This window comes from Rheinheimera soli (assembly GCF_031457405.1).
GTDB classification, from domain to species: Bacteria; Pseudomonadota; Gammaproteobacteria; order Enterobacterales; family Alteromonadaceae; genus Pararheinheimera; species Pararheinheimera soli_A.
Genome location: NZ_JAVDWR010000003.1, coordinates 326,065 through 345,330, shown reverse-complemented (window position 1 = coordinate 345,330; position 19,266 = coordinate 326,065). Strand labels below are relative to the sequence as shown.

Sequence of the window (19,266 nt, the reverse complement as noted above, 5' to 3'; positions counted from 1 at the left end):
CGTTCTGCAGTTGCGCTTCACTTCGTTCACTGTAGCCAGCTTACGGCAGGACTTTCACCTGCAAGAATGCGCCCATGCTGGGCGCACAAGCAAAAGGCCACCGCAAGGTGGCCTTTTACTTTATTAAATCGCCAGCTCAGTCAACCAAAACCCTACTTCCCCTGCCCCAATAACCAGCCATAAATATCCCAGCCTTCGTACACTTGCCGCCAGGCGTCGTGTTCGGCTTGTTCCAGCATACTAAAGCGCACGTTGGTATGGCCTGACTGGCGCAGTTTCTCAATGCCCGGATAAAAGTTATCTTTATTAATAGCCGAATCACGGCCTGCAGCAATAACCCAAAGCGGTAGTTTAGCTGCAGCTATAGATGGCATTAAATCCGGATGCCCCCAGGCCACGACAGGAGCAGCTGCTGCAAATAACTCCGGGTGTTTGCTCGCCATATACCAGGTGCCAAAACCACCGTAGCTGATACCAGAGATATAAAGTCGTTTGGTATCTGTGTGGTAATTTTTTTGCACTGTGGCAAGCATAGCCAGCAAATCCTGCTCAGCCTTCTCCCAGCCATCTGGCAATAACACAGGCACTTTAGAGATATCAGTCACGGCCTTAGCTGGTTCTATCGCTTTATCCGATGAGAACATCGCAGGGCGTGCAGGTACACCTTCAGTCAAGCGCTTAGGTATATCCTCTTTGCTGCGGTTGGCAATATAAGGCAGCTTGTCCATATCAAACATATGCAATTGCGGCACGACCATAATAAAAGGCAGGTCGCGTTTTTGCACCCATGCCTCATATAAAGGGCCGTGAACCATGGTGTAATCCAGCTCATCCAGGCCATTGCCCCTTTCACCATTGCCATGCAAAAACAACAGTACAGGCCATTTTTGTGCAGCTTTTTGATCACAACCCGCAGGCAAATAGACAAAATACTGCCGCTTTAAGCCATCTACCGTGCTTTGATAATCTTGCCTTAACAGCTGCGCTTCTGACGCTTGCGCAACACTTACCAAAGACATCAGACATAAAAATAGAATTTTGCAGAACATAAAAACTCCCTTTGATACTAAGGCCGCAGGGCTGCTGCTCTGAGTCAGCCAGAATTCCCTGTATTTAAACCCCATGCTCGTCGACTTTGTTGTTTTTGTCATGTCACTTTGTCGAAATTTCAGCCAAAGCTACTGTAGTTTGAGTTATATGCAACAGCGCATTGCTTGCCACAGGAATCGCCGCATTTTCCTTTTGCTACAACAAGTCAGGCTAAACCCTGGTATGCACAACATAGTTTTGTATTTATTCCCGCATTAAAATGCTAAATACATGCTTTGTTTCTTCTTTTTGTTTAAAAGCTTCTAAATTTACAGTTACACTCAATTCATATCTATTGTCTGGAATTTGGTATGCGGGCAGCTTTTCCACCCAATGAAACACAACGTTTAACCACTCTGCATTCGTTGAACATTCTTGATACAGCGCCTGAGGCGGCCTTTGATGCACTGGTACAATTAGCCAGTCATATTTGCCAAACCCCTTATGCTGTGCTGACACTGGTGGATAAAGACAGGCAATGGTTTAAAGCCAAAATTGGTTTTGATCATCATCAAACCTCAAGAGATATTTCCTTTTGTGCCCACAGTATCTTAGAGCCAAATAGTCTGACTTATGTCTCAGATGCCAGCGCAGACCCTCGTTTTGCCGACAACCCTGATGTGCTGAAAACTGAAGGTATACGTTTATATGCGGCTACCCCGCTGACCTTAAGTGATGGAGCTGTGCTTGGTACTTTGTGTGTGGTGGACACCAAAATAAGGGAGCTGACGCCTGAGCAACAACACAGCCTGACATTACTTGGTATGCAGGCAGTGCAGCTATTAGAAGCACGGCAAAAGGCTGAACTTTATTATCGGCAACAACGTACTTTAACCACAGTGATAGAACATGCGCCCTTATTATTAGGCCAGGTTGACACCCAGTTTCGCTACCTGTTTTGTAACCACAAATATGCTGAATGGTTTGAGCTGGAACCCGGCGATATGTTGGGAAAAACTATTCTTGAAGTGTTTGGCGAAGCCCCTTTTGCCGAAGCAAAACCTTCGCTGGAGCTTTGCCTGACCGGAGAACAAGTACATTTTTATGCAAAACCGGACAGCGGTCAGGTTTTTGAAGTCAATTTTGTACCTCAAAAAAATAAACGTGCTGAAGTGGAAAGCATTTTGATTATTGCAGCCAATGTCACAGAAGTGCATCAGCAACAAGCTCAGATCAAGCAGGAACATGACCGGATGGACGCCATTATCAACGGCTCCAACCTTGGCACCTGGGAGTGGAATGTCCAAACCGGAACTACTGTTTATAATCAGCGCTGGTTTGAACTACTGGGCCTGCAACCACAAAGTTGCACTTCGGTTAGCTTGTGGGCTGAGCTCACCCATCCAGACGATTTACTTCAGTCACAACAGTTATTAAACCAGCATTTCGCCCAACAAAGCCCTTATTACGATACCAAATTCAGAATGAGGCATCAGGATGGGCACTGGGTATGGATCCATGCCATAGGTAAAGTGATGAGCTGGACCAGCGATGGTCAGCCGCTATTGATGTTTGGTGTACACACAGATGTCACGCAAGCATTAGAAAAAGAAACCGAAATTCTGCAAACCCGCTCCTGGCTTCAGGCCATTATTGACTCCTCCACTGAAGCAGCACTGATTTCTGTAGACCCAGGCGGCACCATTCAGCTGTTTAATACAGGGGCTGAACGTATGCTGGGCTACAGCGCAGACGAACTGGTGGGTCAGCATAGCCCTGCCTTGTTTCACGATCCGGCAGAAGTTGAAGCTCAGGGTCAGCTACTGAGTAAAAATCATCAGCAGAACATTCAGGGCTTCGACGTCTTTGTCTACCTGGCCAGGCAAGGTCAAAGCGAAACCAGGCAGTGGACTTACATTTGCAAAAATGGCGAACGAAAACAAGTACGGCTGAGTGTGTCGGCCATGCGCGACGAACAAAATAATATCCGCGGTTTTTTAGGTGTCGCTATTGATGTGACCCAGCTGGAGCACTTAAATCATGCCCTGCTGATGAGCGAACAACGTTACCGTTCTATGTTGGATAACTTGCCAGGTGTAGTCTACAGATGCCGTAACGACGCCAACTGGACCATGCTTTTTATCAGTGACGAAGTATTTGCACTGACGGGTTATAAAGCCCAGCAGCTCATCCGCAGCAAAGAGATGAATTTTGGCAAACTTTATCATCCGGACGATGCGGAAAGAACCAACGATTCTGTGCAGCAAGCTTTGGCCAATAAGCAACGTTTTAGTGTGGAATACCGGCTCTATCATAAAGATGGCAGCCTACGCTGGGTACAAGAGCTGGGTCAGGGGGTTTTCGATGAGCAGGGTGAACTGTTATATATAGATGGCTTTATCTGGGATGTATCTTCGCAACACGAAGCCTTACAAGCCTTAAGCTCGAGCCAGCAAAAGTTATCCTCTTTGTATCAGATGGCACCATTGGCGATAGTGCTGAACCGTTTCACCGATGGTGTTTTTCTTGAGGCAAACCCCGAGTTTTATCGCATGCTGGGTTATCAGACTATGGGGGACAGTAGTCAGAATCCATCATTTGTCGACTATGCCACTCTGGCAAACGAGCATATAGCGCAGCTGCAGCATTATGGCCGTTATGGGCCGCAAGAACATGAATTATTGCACTATGACGGGCACTTGGTGCCTGTGTCTGTCACTGGAGTACTGATCCAAAACCATGAAGGTGAACAACAAATCTGGTCCATTATTCAGGATATCACTGAGCGTCGCCGTATTGAGCAGATGAAAAACCAGTTTGTCTCCATGGTAAGCCATGAACTACGCACTCCACTGACTTCTATTTCCGGCTCTCTGGCATTGGTTACTGGAGGTGTGTTGGGTCCTGTGCCAGCCTCCGTGAGGCCTATGCTGGATATCGCCAAAGATAACAGCGCCAGACTCAGCCAGTTGATCAACGACTTGCTGGATATAGATAAACTGGTGGCAGGCAAAATGCATTTTGATATGAGCCTCTGTCTGATTTCAGATCTGCTGGACAAGGCTGTACAAAGTAATCAGCCTTATGCTGCTAAATACGAGGTTCAACTCCAACTGTCTGAGATGCAGGACGCCTTGGTGATGGTGGATGCGATGAGATTTCAGCAAATCATGGCGAATTTATTGTCCAATGCAGCCAAATTCTCCCCTGCAGGTTCAGTCGTTAAAGTACGGTCCATACTGGACGAAGATCAGGTTCGTATTGAGGTAGAAGACCAGGGGCCGGGCATCTCCGATGAATTTAAAGCTTTTATTTTTGAGAAGTTCTCACAAGCTGATGGTGCAGACAGCAGAAAAAGCGAAGGCACTGGTCTGGGTTTATCTATAGTCAAAGAGCTGACCGAACATATGGATGGCAAAGTGGGCTTTTATAACCTGAATAGAGGAGGCAGTTGCTTCTATCTGAGCTTTGCAGAGGCCAGACAAGCCAGCCTGAATCAGCCGAAAATACTGGTGGTGGAAGATGATCCCCATGTCGCTGGATTTATTATGCAACTGCTGCACAGTCAGGGTTATCAAAGCCGTTGTGCTGCAACCCTGAAAGAAGCAATAGCCGCTTTGGATCAGGACCAGTATCAGGCCATTACACTGGATCTGAACCTGCCCGATGGCCACGGTTCAGCTCTTTTTGCTGAACTGCGCAGCCGCAGCCAGTATCAAACCACTCCGGTGTTGATCGTCAGTTCAGAATCCAAAGACAACCATACTCAGTTACTAGGCGGCATCAATGCGCTGGATTGGCTGGATAAACCAGTGTCGCCCTCCTCGTTGTTAGGAAAACTGGAATTATTATTAGGGGCGGATAAAAAACACAGCACCCGGATTTTACATGTGGAAGATGATCCGCACTTAGGCCAAATACTGGCGATGCACCTGGCTGATTTTGCGTCCTCTGTGCAAGCTACCAGTGTTAAATCAGCCTTACAGCTGCTCAACAATCAAAGATTTGATTTAGTCATACTGGATATAGGTTTGCCAGATGGCTCAGGGTTGGAATTGCTGCCTGAATTAGCGGTTCGACAACCACAAATCCCAGTGGTGATTTGGTCGGCTCAGGAGTTAAATCAAGCGCAGCGGCATCAGGTGGACCTGGTGTTAGCCAAAAGCCGAATCGACTTACCTGCTTTATTACAGCAGTTAAAAAACTTACTGCCACCTGTGCAGTAGCACCTGGAGCTGAAACGCTGCATCTTGAGGATCACTTTAGGTAAGCTGCTGAGTTGGTGTTATGCAGGGGGTTGATACAGTTGAGTTTGATTTCGCCCTGCATGTTTAGCGGCGTATAAGGCTTTATCGGCCTGGTCGATCACTTGATCGGTCTGATCTGTGGCTGTCGCCTGGCAAATACCAGCACTGAAAGTACAGTGGAAATTCTGGTAGTCAAAACTAAAAGGCAAGCTGGCAAAAGATTGTCGTAATTGCTCAACCAGACCAAAAGCTTGCTGCTGATTACAGTCAGGTAAAATTAATAAAAACTCTTCGCCGCCATAACGACCAATAATGTCGGTTTTACGCAATTGCTGCTTCAGTAAGCTCGCTAAACTGCTGATCACCTGATCACCAGTCAGATGACCATAGTTATCATTCACCTTTTTAAAGTGGTCAATATCCAGCATCACCACACTTAAAGGCTCACCTGTACGTTCACTGCGTTGCAGCTCATGGCTCAGTCGTTCTTTTACTCTGGCGTGTTGTAATAAGCCGGTTAAGCTGTCTTTTGTCATCATATCGGCCAGTTGTCTGGCGCGTTGGGCTCTGGCAAAAACGGCCACTATTAACGCAGTGTCTGTGATAGGTTTAGTCAGGAAATCATCGCCCCCTTTCACTAACGCCGCCAGTTGGCGTTCACCATCTGTTTCTGAGGACAAATAAATAATAGGTACGCTGAGCCATTCATCCTGTAAACGGATCAGTTGAGCCAGTTCAGGGCCTGAACAACCGGGCATCAATACATCCAGCAAAATAACATCAGGGCGGAAACGGCTCAGGCCATCATAAATTTGTGAAGGGTCCAGCAAAATCTCAGCCCGCAGGCCAGCGCCTTGCAGCACTAAAGCATAATGTTCAGCCAACAGCTGATCATCATCTACTATCAGCACTCTGAAGGCCTCACGCCGCCTTACAGCCAATAAACGCTGTAAGCGGGCTTCCAGCGCTGTGGTATTTAAAGGCTTCACAAAGTAGCCCTGAGCGCCGATACGCACGGCCTGCAGGTGATGTTCAAAGCTGTCATGACTGGTTAATACCAGCACAGGTAAAGCTTCGGATAAACTCTGCTGAAATTCAGCAATATAATCCAGACCCGTTTGTTCTTCATCCGGCAAGGAGATATCAAGGATCAATGCATCAGGTAGCTTCGTTTTCAGCGCCTGATCCAATTCAGCAATGCGCCTGTAACTTTGGAGCTGATAGCCAAAAGTGGCTAAAGTCAGGGTCAGATGATTGGCTATCTCTTCGTCATCTTCCAGTACGTAAATGGTCGCCTTTTGCTCATGCAACAGATCCAGTTTGGCAGAAGTCAGGTTCATCACCTGATGCCCGCTTTGATGGGCGTACTGCACCTGCTGAAAAGTGGTCATAAAACTATTAATTTTGCCAAGATCCGGCACAGACTCGTCTTCCAGCCAGTCTTTTAGCTGCAATTCCAGATTTTTTGCCAGCTTGCCTAACTGCGGCAAACCAAAAGTACCGGCTGAACCCGCTAAAGTATGAAACTTATGTTTAAGCGCAAGCACCACAGAACGCCAGTCCGACTGAGCAGATAAGGTCACCAGGGTACCGACCTGAGAGGCTAAAACTGGAATATCGGCTTGTAACCGTTCCATATATTGATGGTGAAGCTTAGCCAGTTGTTGCTCTAATTTGGATTGCTCTGCAGTCATGCTCTGTCATTTTTCTATTGTAGATGCAGTTCTACTATAACAAATGATTAAACAAATCCCAGTGAGAAATACAAATTTGCCAGGAAATTTGTACGCTATGTGATTAAAACAACAACAAAATTTGGGCATAAACCAGAACGGATATGCCCAAATCAGTTACAACCTGACCATCAGCCCTGAAGCTAAAGCTCTGCGATACGCTAAAAAGGCCGGAATAGCACCCAACAATAAGGTCAGGCCAAGCACAGCTGCCAGTAACAATGCGGTTTGGTCATGCCATGGATTGATGCTGATAAAAAGCCCGTACTGACTGGCTAATAATTCACGGAAGCCCCAGAGACCAGCGACTAAAATAACAAAAGCAGAGCCTATGGATAATAACGCCATCAACAATAACTCCAGCTCGATCAGCAAAAATACAGTGGCAGCCGGAGCACCTACAGCACGTAATATGGCCATTTCACGCTGACGTTCTTTTAACCCTGCCAGCAAGGTTGTAACTATACCGACCAGAGTCGCCACTATGACTAATACAGTGATCAGCAGCAGCATATTTTCCACCATGCTGAGCATTTGCCACAGCTCGGCTAAAGCAACACCTGGCAAAATGGCGGACAGTGGTTCGCCTTTAAATTCATTCAACTGGCGTTGTACAGCAAAAGTTGCCATTTTAGATTTTAGCCCCAGCATATAAGCGGTAATGACTTTAGGCTCTAAATCCATAGCCAGGCTTTGTTCAGCACTGACACTCCGGCCTGGCGCAGGCATACCACCGCCTTGCCAGCCCAAATGAATAGCTTCAATGCCTTCAAGCGGTATATGCACACTCTGATCCACAGGAGTACCAGTGGGAGCCAGAATACCAACCACTTCAAAAGGCTTGTCTTTGTGCTGAGCAAAACTGACGCTGCCAACACCATGCGACAAAATAATTTGTTCGCCCAATGTATAACCGAGTTTTTGTGCGACTACAGAACCTAAAACCGCCTGATACACGCCAGCAAAAACTTTACCCTGCGCCAGTTTCAGTGGCTGCTTTTCACCATACTGATAAAACTTAAAGTAATCTTCGTTGGTGCCTATCACCCTATAACCCCGGTGAGAATCCCCTAAGGAAAGCGGAATACTCCAGGCCACCTGCGGATGAGTTTTTACCTGCAGATAATTCTTCCAGCCGATATTATTGGTGGCATTGCCAATACGAAACACTGAATACAACAACAAGTTCAGTTGGCTGGAACGGGCACCTACAATCAAATCTGTGCCTGATACTGTGCTGGTGAAACTGCTTTTGGCTTCATGACGAATATGATCGATGCCCAATAACAAGGCGATACTGATGGTTAACGAAATAACCGTCATCAGCACTGTGCCTTTGCGGTTCCATAAACTGGCTCTTGCCAACTGCATTAACATGGCTGAACTCCTTTATGTAACTGTTCCATATCCAATTCAAACTTAAAATACGAACGCAAAGCCGGGTCGTGACTGACAAATACCACTGTAGTGCCACACAATTCAGCTTCAGCAAGCATCAGCTGCATAAAGCCGTCTCTGTGTTTATGGTCCAAAGCTGAAGTAGGCTCATCGGCAATCAATAAAGCAGGCTGACTCAACAAAGCGCGAGCTATTGCCACCCTTTGTTGCTGGCCAACACTTAACTGATTGGCTGGCGCTTGCCACAACTGTTGCTCTAAGCCCAGCTTTTGTAACAAGTAACGGGCTCGTTGTTCTGCTTGCGGGATTTTTTTGGCAAAAGCACTGACCAATAATACGTTTTGCAATACCGACAAATATGGAATTAAGTTCAGTTGCTGAAACACTACCCCTATAGAAGAGGCACGTAATTGATCCCGTTTGGCCGCTGATGACGCAGCCATAGACTGACCGGCAATCAAAATATCACCGTACTTACAAGGGTAAATTCCGGCCAGCAAATTCAGTAAGGTGGTTTTGCCTGAACCGGATGAACCATAAATAAATAAATGCTGGCCCTGCTCTAATTGCAGTTTCGGTATATCCAATAAAGCGGCTTGACCCGGCCAACTGAACACTAAAGATTTGAGTTCAAGTGCCGGAATTTTCAGGTCTGTGTGCTCTGACATTACAATGCTCATGTTATGATACGGCTTCTTTTGAGACCTTATAACATAAGCAGAGGCTGAGGCTCCAATGGTTAAATCGTTATACATGGCGTTAATTCTGACTTTGGTCGCATTTACTGCGTTACCGGCAAAAGCTGAAGATTACAAGACATTGGAATGGACAGATTTATTACCGGAAGAAGATTTAAAAAAGATGGAACAACTGCCGGAAATCAGCCATGAAGGTGGCGAAGCTCCAGCGGGCAGTCCATTAAATCAGGCTTATGCTAATCAGGATCCGGCCGCAGCTGCATGGAATGAAGTGTTGATGTCTGCCAATGTAAAGGGCGAACTGAATAACAAAAAGGTGAGGGTTCCTGGTTTTATTGTGCCAGTAGAATACGACGCAGACCAAAACGTCACAGCCTTCTTCCTGGTACCTTATTTTGGCGCTTGTATTCACGTGCCACCACCACCACCAAACCAGATTATTTTTGTCACTAATAAGCAAAAAATTCAGGGTGACATGATTTATTCGCCGTTCTGGATCAGCGGTACTTTAACCACTGAAACCATGAGCCATGATTTGGCAAAATCGGCCTACTCAATGAAAGCCGATAAAATTGAAGAATATAGCTACGAGTAAGTGATTTCTTTCACCCAATAAAAAAATCGGCTTTTTGCCGATTTTTTATTGGGTGATTAATGCTCTGTTGACTTACTGCGACGTAAGAAACAAAGCGCCAGATCCCGCAGCCCAGTCCGCAGCCCCTTGTTCACCGTTCACTATCCACTGCACTGTTACTTTTTCCACTCCAGCAGCAATAGCAGCTAAGTCGAGCGTCAATGCCTGTAAACGTGCAGGATTCTGGCAAACCAGAGTGTAATTGGCATTTAAATCTGCGTGCTGCGGCTTAGTGGTACGTTCTGCTGTTAAATCTGAGCTGATGTCTGTACCGGTTACAGTGCAGTGAGCTTGCGCGTCAAAACTAAACCAGGTGGCGGCGGTAAAATCAGCAATCATTTTTTGCACCAGTTGTTGCTGCGCATCATCTTTAGCCTGATGTTCAAAACCTACCACGTTCGCCGTAGGAGTGGCAAAAGCCAACTCAGCTTCATTGCCTTCCAATACAAAAGTCAGAGTAGCCTGGCCATGAGTATGGCTGCCGTGTTCTTCATGATGATGTTCCTGCGCTGTAATTGCAGCGGCAAACAGACTGCTGGTAAGAAACAGCCCTGATAAGATTGTTTTAGTATTCACGCTTTTTGATTTCATCACAGCACACTCCGAAGCAAAAATTCTGCTTTATCATAACCGCAGCAGCGCCAGTATAAGCGGTCTGCACTGGCTTTTCGCCGCAGCTTTTTGTTCATCCAACGGTATCAGCCTTTTATAACACTCATTGATCTGATTGACAGCCCCTGCCGTATCAAAAAGCAAACTAAATGGCAAAGTCTATGGCGAAGTTAATACTGGTGTTGGGAGATCAGCTCAGCCCTGCACTGCCTTCTTTACGTGACCTGCAACCGCAAGACAGAGTTTTAATGGCTGAAGTAGCCAGTGAAGCCAGTTACAGCCCTCACCACAAGCAAAAAATCATCTTGATCTTCAGTGCTATGCGCCATTTCGCTGCGGTACTGCAGCAACAAGGCATCAATGTCAGCTATATAGATTACCAGCAAAAAGTCAGCAGCCTGACCGAAGCTGTCGCCATTGAACTGGCGCGCTATCCACAGCTGGACCAGATTTGTATCACCGAATGTGGCGAATACAGGTTAGAACAGGAAATTTTAAGCTGGCAACAGCAGTTCCAACGCCCTTTACTGCTGCTGGAAGACGACAGATTTATTGCCACAAAAGCCATGTTTCAGCACTGGGCTCAAGGCAGAACACAATACAGAATGGAGTATTTTTATCGCGAAATGCGCCGCTATACCGGCCTTTTGATGCACAACAATCAGCCTGTTGGCGGTCAGTGGAATTTTGATGCCAGTAACAGAAAGGCCCTGTCCTCAAAACAACAGTTACCGAACATACTGAAGTTTGAGCCAGACGACATCACCATAGCGGTCATAGCTTTGGTTAAACAACAATTCGCCAGCAATATGGGTGATGCAGACAGCTTTAATTACGCTGTCACAGGCAAGCAGGCGCGCCAGGCCTTTTTGCATTTTGTTGAGCATCAGTTGCCACTCTTTGGTGATTATCAGGATGCAATGCAGCTGAATGAACCTTATTTGTTTCACAGCATTTGCTCTATGTACTTAAACTGCGGTCTGTTGGATGTGCGCTGGGTCTGCCAAAAAGTGGAGCTGGCTTATAAGGAAGGCAAAGTGCCGCTGAATGCTGCCGAAGGTTTTATTCGTCAATTGATTGGCTGGCGCGAATATGTGCGGGGTTTGTACTGGTTACTGATGCCAGAATACAAAGAGCGTAATTTTCTTCAGGCTCACACCGCTTTGCCATCCTATTATTGGACAGGCGACACCAAAATGCGCTGTATGCAACAAGCCATTGGCCACACGATAAAGTACGCCTACTCGCATCATATTCAACGGTTGATGATCACCGGCAACTTTGCACTTTTGGCAGGCTTGTCGGTAGATGAAATTTGTAACTGGTATCTGGCTGTGTATGCAGACGCCTATGAATGGGTTGAATTGCCAAACACCCTGGGCATGGCGCTTTTTGCGGATCAAGGCGTGTTGGCCTCCAAACCTTATGCCGCCAGCGGTAAATACATTCAGCGGATGAGCAATTACTGCAAAAGTTGTGTCTACGACGTTAGTGAAACCACAAGCCCCATGGCTTGCCCTTTTAATGCCTTGTACTGGAATTTTCTTGAACGGAATCAGACGCTGCTATCCGGCAACGCAAGAATGCAGCTGAGTTATCAGAACTGGTTTCGTAAATCGGCTGAAGAACGATTACAAATTACTGAAAAAGCTCAGCAGTTGCTAATCCATTTGGAGCAACTATGAGACGGGCTTTGGTGCTGTTTAACCAAGCCATGCGCTGGCATGACAATCTGCTGTTATCCGAACAGGCGGACTTTGACCAACGGATAGCTGTGGTACTGCTGGATCCTGACGAGTATTTGAGTACGCAATATGGCATGCCCCGTGCGAGCATCCAGCGCTTGCAAGCTCAGTTAAAACTGCTGCTGAACTGGCAACAGCAGTGGCAGCACAAGCGAAGGGTGCTGCATATACGTATTGGTCCAACAGCTTTTTGTTTGCAACAACTGGCAGAATTGTACGATGCAGACACTTTAATAGCAGCAGAACCCACAGCACCAGAGCAGTACCAACAGCTACAGCACTCAGGCCTAAAGCTGAAACTTTTTGATATCAACTCTTTATTGCAGCATCAGCTCAGGCCTGATTTAGCTACGCTGCCAAAAAGCTTTTCGGCATTCAGACGAGAACGTGAACCCAATCTTTGGGTACAGCCACCAGAACAGCATGCAGTTTCTGCACAGTTTTATGCAGACCCCAGCCTGGCTCTTGATACCACAGCTTTGGATTTTATCAGCCGTGATCATCAGCCAACAGCAGCACTTTTTAATGAAGCTGCAGGCTTAGAGCGCCTGATGCAATTTATTTGGCAACAACATGCCATCATTCGTTATAAACAAAACCGTAATGCATTGGATGGGGACTGGAACAGCAGTTTGTGGTCTTTTTATCTGGCTAATGGCACTTTATCCCCTTGTTATATCTGGCAACAAGTGCTGGAGTTTGAACAACAGCAGGTCGCTAATGAATCCACCTACTGGCTGCGTTTTGAATTGTTGTGGCGAGAGTATTTCCGCTGGCAAATGCGCCAGCATGGCCGGGCCTGGTTTAGCAAAAATGCCTTTCGGCCACCCCTGGATTTCTCTTCGCCTCAGGCCGATCCACGGTTTGAACTCTGGTGCAAAGGTGAAACTGGCCTGCCTTTTGTCGATGCCAATATCAAGATGCTGTTGCACACAGGCTGGATGTCAAACCGTGGCCGGCAAAATGTGGCCAGCTACCTTATTTTTGAATTGCAGCAGGACTGGCGTTTAGGGGCAGCCTTTTTTGAGCAGCACTTATTGGATTACGACTGCGCCAGCAATTGGTGCAACTGGGCTTATATCGCCGGAGTCGGCAATAGCAGCGCCCGGCAGTTTAATCAAATAAAACAAGCTCTGACTTATGATCCTAAAGGAGATTTTGTCCGGCATTGGTTACCGGGCAAAACTGCAACAGGCTCCTTAGTTCATCAACCAGAGCCACAGGTGCCTGTTCAAGAGTTTTGGTTGCCTTTTTTACAACAACTAAAAGTCAGCTCATGATCAGTCTGGTTTGGTTTAAACGGGATTTACGCATTGACGACCATGGCCCTCTGGCAGATGCAGCAAGGCACGGTGCTGTATTACCTGTTTATATTATTGAACCAGATTATTGGCAACAACCCGACACCTCAGTGCGGCAATGGCTCTTTATTGAACAAAGCTTGCAGCTTTTAAATCAGCAGTTAACAGCTTTAGGTCAGTCACTATTGGTACTAAAAGGCCCTGCTACCCAGGTGCTGCGACAGCTCTGTCAGGAGTTTCCGATAACTCAAGTACTCAGCCACGAAGAAACGGGCAATTTATGGACTTTTCAGCGGGATCTGGCAGTTAAGCAGCTACTCAAAGAGTTGGCTATTCCATGGCTGCAGTATCAACAACATGCGGTATTTCGGGCACTGAAAAACCGGGATCTGTGGGCTGAACAAGCTGATACTTATTTATCAGGTACTTTGTATCCAAAACCAACAGCCTTGCCCTTTCTTTGCCATAGCCGTCAGCCGCTGCAGCCTTTTCGACCACACAGAGCTTTGGATTTAATACCCTGCAGTTCGGCTCAGACTGCCTTTGTTTTGCCCGATACATTACAAAGCTTTTTTAATTACAGAGCCAAAGACTATAGCCGGCATATTTCGTTACCCGATAAAGCACAACACAGCAGTTCTCGCCTGAGCCCTTATCTGGCTTATGGACAACTCAGTTTAAGAGCCTTGCAGCAGCAAACCTTAAGGCAGATCAAACAACAAGCCGCGCTGAGCTTTGGCTTGTCATCTTTTTACAGCAGGTTACGCTGGCATTGTCATTTTATTCAGAAGCTTGAATCCGACCCGTTAATTGAAACCGAGGCCTTGCATCCGGGCTACGCCCGCTTGCGTAAGCAGGACTTTAATTCAGATTGGTTTTGGGCCTGGTCGAATGGATATACAGGCTATCCGCTGATTGATGCCTGCATGCGGTCGTTGCTGGCGACAGGCTGGTTGCATTTTCGTGCCAGGGCCATGTTAGTGGCTTTCGCCTGCTACCACTTATGGCTGGACTGGCGACCGGTTGCTTTACATCTGGCCCAGTGTTTTGTCGACTACGAACCAGGCATTCATTATCCACAAATTCAAATGCAAGCCGGCACCACGGGTATCAATCCAAACCGAATGTACAACCCTGTGCTACAAAGTCAGCAAAAAGATCCACAAGGGCATTTTATCAGACGCTGGTGCTCTGAGTTACGGCTGTTGCCAGACAGTTGGCTGCATCAACCCTGGCTCATGCCACTATCCTTGCAGCGCCAGTATGGATGCTTGTTGGGCACTGATTACCCTATGCCAGTGGTGGACTTGCAACAGGCAATGCGACTGGCCAAACAACGCATCACCGAATGCAAACAGCAGCAGGACTCAGAGTGGTGGCGTGAGCAAAAACATCAGGTAGTGCAACGCCATGCCAGCCGGAAAAGGCCGTCACGGCCTGGTGTTAAATCGGCAAGCTCAGCAGGACAACTTAGCTTAGATCTGAACGAATAGAACTTATACAAGTCTATTTAAGTTATGCTGAGTTCAGTTACCTTAAAAAGGATTTATTTATGACCATCACTGTCAGCCAACATACACCGGGGCAAATACGTCAGACCATCCAAATCAGCAGCCATCAGTTGAATGCAGATGTATCAGAAGCAGCCGGAGGCTCAGCGACAGGGCCGGATCCGCATGATTTATTTGATGCTGCACTCGCCACCTGCAAGGCCATGACGTTACAGCTTTACGCAAAACGCAAAAATATCCCGCTGCAAGAAGTAAAAGTTGAAATCAGTCGGGATGACAGTGCTGAAGCAAAAGGTCTGTACCAGTTGCATGTCCGTCTGGAGTTAATTGGTGAATTAACTACAGAGCAACGGGAGCAATTGCTGACTATTGCTGACAAATGCCCCATTCACAAGCTAATGACTCAAACCGAAGTGCAAGTGCACACCAGCCTGAAAGCTGAACCGGCACCAACAGGCCTGGCAGAACCTCTGATTATTCAGCCACAAGAACGTGATATTGGTTTTATCATCAAACGTTTGTTGCCTGCCAAAGCACAGCGCCGCGTTGGGCCCTTTATTTTTGTTGATCATATGGGCCCTGCTACTTTTACTCCAGACAGCACCGAAGGTGACGTGCGCCAGCATCCACATATTGGTCTGGCGACTGTGACCTACTTGTTTTCCGGTGCTATGCAGCATAGAGACACTCTTGGCAATAATCAGCGCATTGAGCCAGGTGCAGTCAACCTGATGCGTGCTGGTCGTGGCATCGCCCATTCCGAACGTATTCCTGCCGATATTCGTACTGAACAAGTGAAAGTTGAAGGCATGCAAATCTGGTTAATCTTGCCAGAAGACGAAGCAGAATCAGAACCAGCTTTCCAGCATTATCCTGCCGCATTATTTCCGGCAATTCAGGTGCCAGGCAGTGAGATACGAGTACTCTTAGGCGACTATTTTTCCCAGACCTCAGTCGTAAGTTTTCCAGCCCGCTGTTGTTATGCTGAACTGAAACTGACGCCATGCAGCAGCCTGAATTTGCCTAAATCTGAGCAACAGCTGGCCATTTATCTGGCTGCTGGTTCACTGAAAGAACCAGTACTGAGTGCAGGACAAATGCTGGTGATGACCGAAGATTTAACAGTGGTCGCTGGTGATGACGGTGCACATTTTATGGTGTTGGGAGGCGATGAGGTGGAAGATCCAGTATTGCTAAACTGGAACTTTGTAGCTCGTAGTCCGGAGCGTTTAGCCCAGGCTAAAGAAGAGTGGAACAGCGGTGCTTTCCCTCGCTTGGCTGACGATCCGGAGTGGATCCCAGCTCCTTAGCCTCTATCAGAGGAAGTTATTTAGTTTTTCGTGCCGCCTGATACCATTCAGGCGGTTGTCTGTCTAACCAGAGCACCACCTGACTCAGACTGTCAAACATCCGCTGCAAATAAGCAGGGTTAATTCTCTGCCAGTCATCCTGCGGCGTATGATAGTCTTTGTGCGAGTCGACCCCAAAAAACAAAAAAGGAATTCCGGCACGCCGAAAGGGTGCATGATCGCTGGCGTTAGCCCAGTCCAACTGATGCTTCCCTGTTAATCCTTTGCCTCTTTTACGCAATTTCAGCTTCACCGAAAACTCTTGAGTTTTTAAATAGTCCGCTACACCAGGCAAAGAAAATGCACCATACAGATACAACTGATTAGCCCGTTCTCCCCGACTGAGCATATCCAGATTGAGATTTAACACTATGTGCTGCAAGGCTACTGGTGGCGCAGCGACAAAAGCTTTTGCACCAAAAAGCCCCGACTCCTCTGCATCAGTGGCAACAAAAAGATAACTATAATGAGGGCAAGGCTGAGTTTTCAGCAGTTCTGCCAGCGCCAGCATAGCCGCTACTCCAGAGGCATTATCGTCAGCACCGTTGTATACTTTTCCAGCAACAATACCTAAGTGATCATAGTGAGCCGTCATCACAATGTAGGCATCAGGGTGAGTACAACCTTTTAGTTCAGCAATCAGATTAATACCTTCTTTGTCAGAAAAGCCGGACCTGTAACTAAAAGGATGCTGAAAATCTGCTTTTAATGCGGTTAAACCTAAATCAACAAAGCGCTGCTGAATATACTGTCGTGCAAGTTGTGCCCCTTCTGTGGCCGTTTTCCTCCCGCTCATACGATCATCAGATAACTGCTGAATATCATGCAATAAAGCCGATTGAGCCTGCAGAGCACAAGGCGCCAGAGTGCAGAAAAACAGCCAGATAAAATAAACAAAACGACACAGCACTGGCAGAAGTCTCTTAATGTTGCGCAGCCGCAGCTGTCAGCAGTTTTAGTTTGTATTGATAACGTTCACGTTCGCTGCGATTGGGAGCTGATTGTTCGGCCGACTGCAAGTACTGCTGAGCCTTGGCTTTTTGCCCTAGCGACAAGTGAGCTTTGGCCAGACCAAACATAGCCTCAGCTGATTTTTTATCTAAGGTAAGGCTCTTTTTGTAGTACTCAATAGCCTGCAGAGGCAGTCCTGAAGCTAAAGATTCGTGCCCCAGCATAATGTGATAATAGGGATTCAGTTCCCTTTTTGCAGCCACTATACGTTTTAAATGGGTAGCCTTATCTGTTTGTCCCATCACTTCGTAAAGCAAAGCAAGGTTTGCTCTGGAGTTAAGCTGGTCAGGGGCCATTTTCGCAGCTAGCAAATAAGCCTTTTCTGCCAGTTCAAAGTGTTGCTTCTGTCTGTATAGAACAGCAAGGTTATTCCAGCTTTCAGCAGCTTGGGGATCAACAGAAATTGCCGCTTTCAGATAGGCATATGCCAAATCATCTTTGCCATAAATCATAGCTTCAGCAGCCTTATTATTATAAAACATGCCAATGATCTGTGGCTGTTTCAGCGGCACTGACGGAAAATGGCTCTTATTACTTTGCACATCAAAATCAATCACATAATTAAACATATTGTAATTAATACTGCCATGTTTACCTATACTTCTGCCGCCCAAAATATTCAGGTTCACATGACCATTCAACAGGCTTTGACCATTGTTCTGGGTCCAGTATTCTGGGATCTTTATATCACGGAATTCAGTATTCAGGCCCATCTCCTGAGCCAGACTATAGGACAAAATAGTTAAAGATAAACAATTCGCCTGACGAGCGGCTAAGGTTTCTGCAGCAGTCAGGGTCGCATCGTTTTGATAAAGTAAACTGCTGCCTTTTTTTTCAAATAAATAGTTCAGCAACAAATCAGTTTTTACCCGAATGGACTGAGCTGAACCAGTTAAACCCTGAATTTCTGCTTTGGTTTGTTCTGGCAAAGCAAAAATTTGTTCCGGAGTTTCAATAGTCGCATCAACAGGGTTAAACAAATGGTCATTCAGCAGAGCGCCAGGCGCTATGGTTGGAATATTGTTTTGCTGGCATGCAGTTAAAAGCATAACCAAACCAATGCTCAGAAGAAGTTTCATGGCCGTCATCTGTCTTAGCTTTTCATTATTAAACTATAGGGCATTTTTACCAGTAGCGGCTTTTTTCGTATACAGCTCCCATCCCATTTTTTCACCCTTTGGCATAATTGATAAAATCAGTTTCCAAAACGGAAAATAACTTTGCATTTTTATCATATTTGCACTATTAATCAAATATTCGTTCTTGTTTATTTTTTAATCAGGGGTAGTTATCGATGGAACAGTCGTTACTTTCACCCGTGGTGCATGAAAAAATCCGCCACTTACATCCCGGCTCATTAGTGGATTTACAATTTTCACAGCCCAGTAGTTTAAGGATCCGAACTTCCCTGGTTGGTTATGAAAAAAACCGCTATTTGGTGCTCAAACTTCCACAACAAGTGATAGACGGTGCTTATAAAGAGGCATTTGTTGAAGGTAATATAACGGTAGTACGTTGCCTGCTTGAAGGTGACTTAGGTGAATGTATCGCCTTCAGAGCCAGCATTAAAACTATTTCTCATCATCCGGTTCATCTGCTGTTTCTGGAGTATCCGCAACAGATTGAAAACCGATCTTTGCGGGCAAAACAGCGGATCAGGGCTTTTATTCCGGCTTATGTGAACCCGGTGGAACAAGGAGCATTACCAGAGAACTTTTCACTTTATAATGGCTTTGTCATTGATATCTCGCCTTGTGGCTGCCGTTTTTCGATGAAAGTACATGCAGACTCCAGCCAGATCAATAAAGTATCAATAGTGCTGGAGTTACTGGTACCAGGAGAAGAAGAACGTATTCAGATCCCGGGCGAGATTATGAACTGCCATCTGGAATTACAGGAGCTGTCTTTAGGTATTAAGTTTGAACTACCGGAGCGACAAGTCGCTAAAATGCTGCAACGTTTTATCGTAGACACTGCTATCGCCAGCTAGTTGCAGGG

The 19,266-nt window shown here is 46.5% G+C and carries 14 protein-coding genes; 7 read left to right on the top strand and 7 right to left on the bottom strand.

Annotated elements, in window-relative coordinates; all coding sequences use genetic code 11:
- Positions 1–152 precede the first annotated feature (152 nt).
- Positions 153–1,049 carry a carboxylesterase family protein gene (locus J2W69_RS07975; RefSeq protein ID WP_310276419.1) on the bottom strand — a complete coding sequence of 299 codons (897 nt, stop codon included), beginning with the start codon at positions 1,047–1,049 and terminating at the stop codon, positions 153–155.
- A 351-nt stretch (positions 1,050–1,400) separates the two neighbouring features.
- Here J2W69_RS07975 and J2W69_RS07970 point away from each other — a divergent pair, with 351 nt between their 5' ends.
- Entirely contained in the window at positions 1,401–5,255 is a 3,855-nt protein-coding gene (locus tag J2W69_RS07970; RefSeq protein ID WP_310276416.1) for a PAS domain S-box protein, read from the top strand.
- A gap of 59 nt (positions 5,256–5,314) precedes the next feature.
- Here the strand turns inward: J2W69_RS07970 and J2W69_RS07965 are convergent, their stop codons facing one another.
- The 3 genes from J2W69_RS07965 to J2W69_RS07955 form a co-directional block, all read right to left on the bottom strand.
- Entirely contained in the window at positions 5,315–6,970 is a 1,656-nt protein-coding gene (locus J2W69_RS07965; protein ID WP_310276413.1) for a diguanylate cyclase, read from the bottom strand.
- A 156-nt stretch (positions 6,971–7,126) separates the two neighbouring features.
- On the bottom strand, positions 7,127–8,386 hold the full coding sequence (locus J2W69_RS07960) for an ABC transporter permease (protein ID WP_310276410.1): 1,260 nt from the start codon (positions 8,384–8,386) through the stop codon (positions 7,127–7,129).
- Positions 8,380–9,075: an ABC transporter ATP-binding protein gene (locus tag J2W69_RS07955; RefSeq protein WP_310276406.1), complete on the bottom strand. Its 696-nt coding sequence runs from the start codon at positions 9,073–9,075 to the stop codon at positions 8,380–8,382. The genes J2W69_RS07960 and J2W69_RS07955 overlap by 7 nt, the downstream gene beginning before the upstream one ends.
- Before the next feature lie 67 nt (positions 9,076–9,142).
- Between J2W69_RS07955 and J2W69_RS07950 the strand changes: the two genes are divergently transcribed.
- Positions 9,143–9,700, top strand: a complete 558-nt coding sequence (locus tag J2W69_RS07950) for a DUF3299 domain-containing protein (protein ID WP_310276402.1) — start codon at positions 9,143–9,145, stop codon at positions 9,698–9,700.
- 72 nt (positions 9,701–9,772) lie between these two features.
- Here the strand turns inward: J2W69_RS07950 and J2W69_RS07945 are convergent, their stop codons facing one another.
- On the bottom strand, positions 9,773–10,330 hold the full coding sequence (locus J2W69_RS07945; protein WP_310276436.1) for a ZrgA family zinc uptake protein: 558 nt from the start codon (positions 10,328–10,330) through the stop codon (positions 9,773–9,775).
- Positions 10,331–10,500: 170 nt separating this feature from the next.
- On the opposite strand from J2W69_RS07945, the gene J2W69_RS07940 reads away from it, so the two are divergent.
- Genes J2W69_RS07940 through J2W69_RS07925 form a run of 4 tightly spaced genes read left to right on the top strand, consistent with a single transcriptional unit; the run spans position 10,501 to position 16,218 of the window.
- Entirely contained in the window at positions 10,501–12,036 is a 1,536-nt protein-coding gene (locus tag J2W69_RS07940) for a cryptochrome/photolyase family protein (RefSeq protein WP_310276399.1), read from the top strand.
- Positions 12,033–13,376: an FAD-binding domain-containing protein gene (locus tag J2W69_RS07935; RefSeq protein ID WP_310276396.1), complete on the top strand. Its 1,344-nt coding sequence runs from the start codon at positions 12,033–12,035 to the stop codon at positions 13,374–13,376. Before J2W69_RS07940 ends, J2W69_RS07935 begins: the two co-directional genes overlap by 4 nt.
- A complete protein-coding gene (locus J2W69_RS07930; RefSeq protein WP_310276391.1) occupies positions 13,373–14,890 on the top strand; it encodes a cryptochrome/deoxyribodipyrimidine photo-lyase family protein in 1,518 nt (505 codons plus the stop codon). The genes J2W69_RS07935 and J2W69_RS07930 overlap by 4 nt, the downstream gene beginning before the upstream one ends.
- A gap of 59 nt (positions 14,891–14,949) precedes the next feature.
- Entirely contained in the window at positions 14,950–16,218 is a 1,269-nt protein-coding gene (locus J2W69_RS07925; RefSeq protein WP_310276388.1) for a pirin family protein, read from the top strand.
- Positions 16,219–16,234: 16 nt separating this feature from the next.
- On the opposite strand, the gene J2W69_RS07920 is transcribed toward J2W69_RS07925, so the two are convergent.
- Positions 16,235–17,167, bottom strand: coding sequence for a M28 family peptidase (locus J2W69_RS07920; protein ID WP_310276386.1), 933 nt, complete (start codon positions 17,165–17,167; stop codon positions 16,235–16,237).
- Positions 17,168–17,180: 13 nt separating this feature from the next.
- Positions 17,181–18,347 (bottom strand): tetratricopeptide repeat protein, encoded by a 1,167-nt coding sequence (locus J2W69_RS07915; protein WP_310276383.1) that lies wholly within the window; start codon positions 18,345–18,347, stop codon positions 17,181–17,183.
- A 215-nt stretch (positions 18,348–18,562) separates the two neighbouring features.
- On the opposite strand from J2W69_RS07915, the gene J2W69_RS07910 reads away from it, so the two are divergent.
- Positions 18,563–19,258 (top strand): flagellar brake domain-containing protein, encoded by a 696-nt coding sequence (locus J2W69_RS07910; protein ID WP_310276379.1) that lies wholly within the window; start codon positions 18,563–18,565, stop codon positions 19,256–19,258.
- Positions 19,259–19,266 lie beyond the last annotated feature (8 nt).